At 64.0% G+C, this 4,018-nt stretch carries 3 protein-coding genes and 3 pseudogenes; all 6 read right to left on the minus strand.

Translation table 11 applies throughout. The annotated features are described in order from the left end of the window. Window positions 1-470: pseudogene (locus EOA27_RS25730) on the minus strand (hypothetical protein); the annotation flags it as partial. A gap of 640 nt (window positions 471-1,110) precedes the next feature. Continuing rightward, window positions 1,111-1,824: an SMC-Scp complex subunit ScpB gene (locus EOA27_RS25735; protein WP_127257580.1), complete on the minus strand. Its 714-nt coding sequence runs from the start codon at window positions 1,822-1,824 to the stop codon at window positions 1,111-1,113. A 5-nt stretch (window positions 1,825-1,829) separates the two neighbouring features. Next, window positions 1,830-2,849 (minus strand): DUF1403 family protein, encoded by a 1,020-nt coding sequence (locus EOA27_RS25740; RefSeq protein WP_127257587.1) that lies wholly within the window; start codon window positions 2,847-2,849, stop codon window positions 1,830-1,832. Between the two features lie 119 nt (window positions 2,850-2,968). Then, window positions 2,969-3,292 carry a DNA-binding transcriptional regulator gene (locus EOA27_RS25745; RefSeq protein WP_127257583.1) on the minus strand — a complete coding sequence of 108 codons (324 nt, stop codon included), beginning with the start codon at window positions 3,290-3,292 and terminating at the stop codon, window positions 2,969-2,971. Next, window positions 3,289-3,641, minus strand: a pseudogene (locus EOA27_RS25750) (type II toxin-antitoxin system RelE/ParE family toxin). The gene EOA27_RS25745 and the pseudogene EOA27_RS25750 overlap by 4 nt, the downstream one beginning before the upstream one ends. 97 nt (window positions 3,642-3,738) lie before the next feature. After that, window positions 3,739-4,018 (minus strand): annotated as a pseudogene (locus tag EOA27_RS25755) (hypothetical protein); the annotation flags it as partial.

A 4,018-nucleotide genomic window follows, 5' to 3' on the forward strand; every position in this document is an offset into this window, starting at 1 on the left:
CCCCTGCTCGTGATGACGATGTGCGCGCGCTGCAGAACGCCGCGCAGCTTGCGGCCGATCCTCCTGATCGCGCGCTCGAAGTCCTTGGGATCCTTCAGCCTGGCTTCGTCGACGGAATCGAGGAGGAGCCAGCCGTCCTCACCGGACGCGACCCAGTCATCGAACTCCTCGGGCGTTCCCTCCTCGAAGGACGCATCGAAGTCCTGTGCTAGGTGCTCGATGCGCAGGAAGAAGGCGTACTTCCCGCGCAGCCGGAGGTCGCGGCACACGTGCCGGATCTCTTCGGTCTTTCCCGATCCCGCCTCAGACAAGAGGACGACGCGCGATTCCTCCAGGAGGTCGGACCACTGCGTGAGCTTGTCGCGGCGCATCAGCCGGAACAGCTCGGCATCCTTGCCTTCCTCCTCGCTCAGGCCGAGGTCGTGGAAGGTCCGGTCCAGCTGAATGAACTCATCAAAGATGTCCGACATTCGTATTCCCCCCTGTCCGCATCGTCCATAGCCGGCTCTCGATGTGCCGACAACAGAGGGACGGAGCGCCTTCGGCGCATCCTATTCTCCAGCCGATCAGGGGCAAATTCGTTCAAGTCGCCCAGCGGTCGCCTAGCGATTTCCAAAGTGGCGCAGTCACGGAGCGACGAACTCCACCATCCGTCCGTCAGGCCTCCTTGCGACCAGCCGCTTGGTACGCAGAGACAAGACGATGTAGGATAGGTGACCGCCTGCCGCACCGCGTCGGCGACATTTGTGGCACCCGCCGCCGGGCCGGGACTTGAGCGATACCCTCGAACGCCTTCTGCGCCATTTAGGCGCGTCATCTGTCCGCTCGCGTTGCCGCCGAAGCGGTTCGCCTGCCCAGCACGAATGTCCGCTTCGTCGCTGGCTAAATCCAAAGCGGCCAGCGGCTAGCGGCCCCAAACACGTCATCCGGTGGTCGATGCTGCGACGACTGCTTATGGCGCCTCCTGCCAGTTCAGATCGACGGCAGCAACGTGAACTTTCCACCCGAGCACGACATTCCCGGCGGATGTCTCACCCCAGTTTTCTTCTGCGCGCTCCAGTTGACTTATGAAATTGACAAGAATCCCGCCCATCCCTGGCGAGCAGCATATTATTCATCACCGGCGACGCCTGCATCCCCACCGCCATCGTTCGAAAACTCCGGCATGATGTCGCCGGCCAATAGCTTTTCCTTCGAGAGCAGGCCTGCGTCCTCGAGCGCCTCGAAGTCGGGGAGATCACGTAGCGTATCGAGCCCGAACTCCAGCAGGAACACTTTTGTCGTGACGTAGGTGTAGGGTGCACCGGGCGTCGGGCTGCGCGGCCCGGAGGCGATCAAGTTTGCGCCGCGTAAAAGGCCGATCAGGTCACGCGAAACTTCCTTGCCAAAAAATGACGACAGTTCTCCACGCGTGATGGGCTGGAAGTAAGCGATGCACATCAGCACCAACACTTCGGACTGCGACAGGTCGGACGGCTTTTCATTGCTGCCTACAGCGGCGCGGATGGCGTCGGCATAGGCTGGCCGGGTCAAATGCTTCCAGCCGCCGGCGACGGCGACCAGGTCGTAGGGCCGACCGCGCAGTTCCTCGCGAATGTCGTCGATCAAAAGGTCGATGCTGCAGCTCTTGCCGACGATACGCGCCAGCATCTCGCGGGTGACCGGCTCGCTCGCCGCGAAGATTGTCGCCTCGACCCGGTTCATCCATTCACGCCAGCGCGCCTCCGGCGGCAGGTGATCGAGCTCACGATCGATCAAATGGTCATTTGCACGACCGTCGTCCTGTCGCCCCTTCCCTCTTCTCGTACGCGTCGCTTCCGCCATCGTCCTCAGATCCCGTAGATGCGGAAGGTCGTGCGGCCGCTGAGCTCCCGCACGGCGCCAAGATCGACCAGACGATCGAACAGTCGGCGCAGGCTCCGGGCGCTCATGCCGGCAATCTTTTCCGACGCCACGATGGCGTCGTGGGACAGAAGTCGATTGACGACGATGTCGGCGCCCCGCGCGCGAAGGCGTGGCGCCACGGTGAGCAACCTGTCGGCGCGACGCTCGAGTTCGGCCGACAGATCGATAGCACGCAAGGCGGCGCGCGCCTGAGCCGCAAGCAGACCTTTTGCAGGATCAAGGCCCGTGTCGATGTTCGCTGCTGCCATGAAGGTTGCGGCGCTCCGCGGGCGACCGACAGCCATGCCCAGGGCTGCCTCGCCGCCCATCACCGGCACCGCGTGCGCCCAGCCCAACCGCTGAGCGAGCAGTGCGTCGGCGAACCACCGTCCGACGGTGCGTGGAAGGCCACGCCGCTCGACTGCCGCGAAGGCACCGATCAGCATTCCGACAGCACCTTCGGTCGTCGCAAACTGCCGAAGCTCGTCGGCAAGTTCGTTCGCCATCTCGTCATGCCGAGCGAGACCCAGGGCCTCGAGCACGCCGGCGATGGTTGCCTCGGTCAGCAGTTCCTCTGAGGGAGACGACGCCAGCCTGCGCCAGGCCAAGAGCATCTTCCCCGCCGGGCCGACATCGTCGCCGGGCCGCGTCAACAGCACTGCATCGCGCAGAGCGGGCTCGTCCTCGACGCGGCCAGCCTGTCTGGCCGTCACCGAGGCGGCCGCGAGCGCCAACCGCTGCCGCCAGGCGCCGGCCCATCTCTCCTGCCGGCGCACGGTCGCATCAAGCGCTCCGATGGCGGCGCCCGCTGTGATTGCAACATCGTCAAAGGCCTGCGCAGCCAGGGTTTGCGCGTCGGGAACAGCGCGGCGCAGCCAGCCGGGAATGGGTGCGGCTGGCGTAACCGCGGTGACGCCGGTCAGCCTGCCGTGATGGCGCGGAGAGGATTTCGGACGCAGAATCATCGGGAGCAGCATGAATCAGCGCGGCGCTTTTGGCAACGAAATTGGCCTCAATCCGCCGCGCCTGTCGACAGGCTTTTATGTCCGGTAAGCTTGCCTTATCGGACGTACCGGCAATCCGCCTAGCCGAGCGCCGCCAGCCCGTGCTTGTTGACCACGGACAGCAGTTTCAGCGCCATGCCGCTCGGCCGCTTGGCGCCGGTCTCCCACTTCTGCACCGTCGATTCGGATGTGTTCAGATAGCGCGCAAACACCGGCTGGCTGACCTGGTTCTTCTCCCGCAGCGCCTTGATCGCGTCGGGCTCGATCGCCGGCGGCACCGTCAGGCAGCTCTCGTCGAAGCTGCGCATCGTCGCCTTGTCGATCGCCCCGACCTTGTAGAGCGCGCTCGCCGAGCTGTGGATCGCCGCGAAGGCGTCGGACTTGTATTTTCTAGCCCTGCTCATGTGCATATCTCCAAAAAATCTCCGTCTGCCAGCAATTCGCCGAGCTGCCGATCGGTCAGCCCAGCATAAGCCTTGGCCAGCCTGCGGAACTGGGCGAGTTCGTCGTCATCAATGTTGGCCCTGTCCTGCTTGGCGAACAGATACTCGTAGACCCAGAACCGACCGGATTTGGCCAGGATGATCGATCGGTGCCGGTTGTCGTTCAGACGCTTCTTGAACACGCCACCGCCAAGATCTTCGGCTTGTCCCAACGCCACCTGCGCAATCGCCTGCACAGTGCCACGTCGCTGATTCGCCCCTTGCGCGCCGCCTTGGCGAACCAGGCTGTCTTGAACGTCCGCTGCGTCATGGTTTAATATAGCACCAGGTGCTATGGATTGCAAACGCTGCGGTGCCGCCGCCGAACACCGGTTGGCCGACAGCCGGTCCCGTACCGCTAGAGGTTTCTACACGTCAGTCAGATCCTCGGGATATCGGCCACCGCGCGCGTGGAATAGCCACCACGTCTCCGCGCCGCGCGTTGAAACGACCAGACAGTGGGGCTCATCCAGCGCCGGCTCGATCAAGCCCAGACGGACGAGCGGAATGATGGTCTTTTCGCCGATCGACTTGTCATGGTACGAAAGCCCGGGCACGACAAGGCGCCATCCCGGCGTTCCGCGCTCGGTCGTGGCCGCCGCGAGATAGCCCATTTCCGATGGCGACTCCCCACGCCCCAAGGTGAAC

The sequence above is a fragment of the Mesorhizobium sp. M2A.F.Ca.ET.037.01.1.1 genome (assembly GCF_003998075.1).
Lineage (GTDB): Bacteria > Pseudomonadota > Alphaproteobacteria > Rhizobiales > Rhizobiaceae > Mesorhizobium.

What these genes read in the sequence shown, in the direction of transcription:
- EOA27_RS25735 (WP_127257580.1), bottom strand. Translation starts at nt 1,824, where the DNA reads ATGGCGGAAGCGACGCGTACGAGAAGAGGGAAGGGGCGACAGGACGAC.
- EOA27_RS25740 (WP_127257587.1), bottom strand. Translation starts at nt 2,849, where the DNA reads ATGATTCTGCGTCCGAAATCCTCTCCGCGCCATCACGGCAGGCTGACC.
- EOA27_RS25745 (WP_127257583.1), bottom strand. Translation starts at nt 3,292, where the DNA reads ATGAGCAGGGCTAGAAAATACAAGTCCGACGCCTTCGCGGCGATCCAC.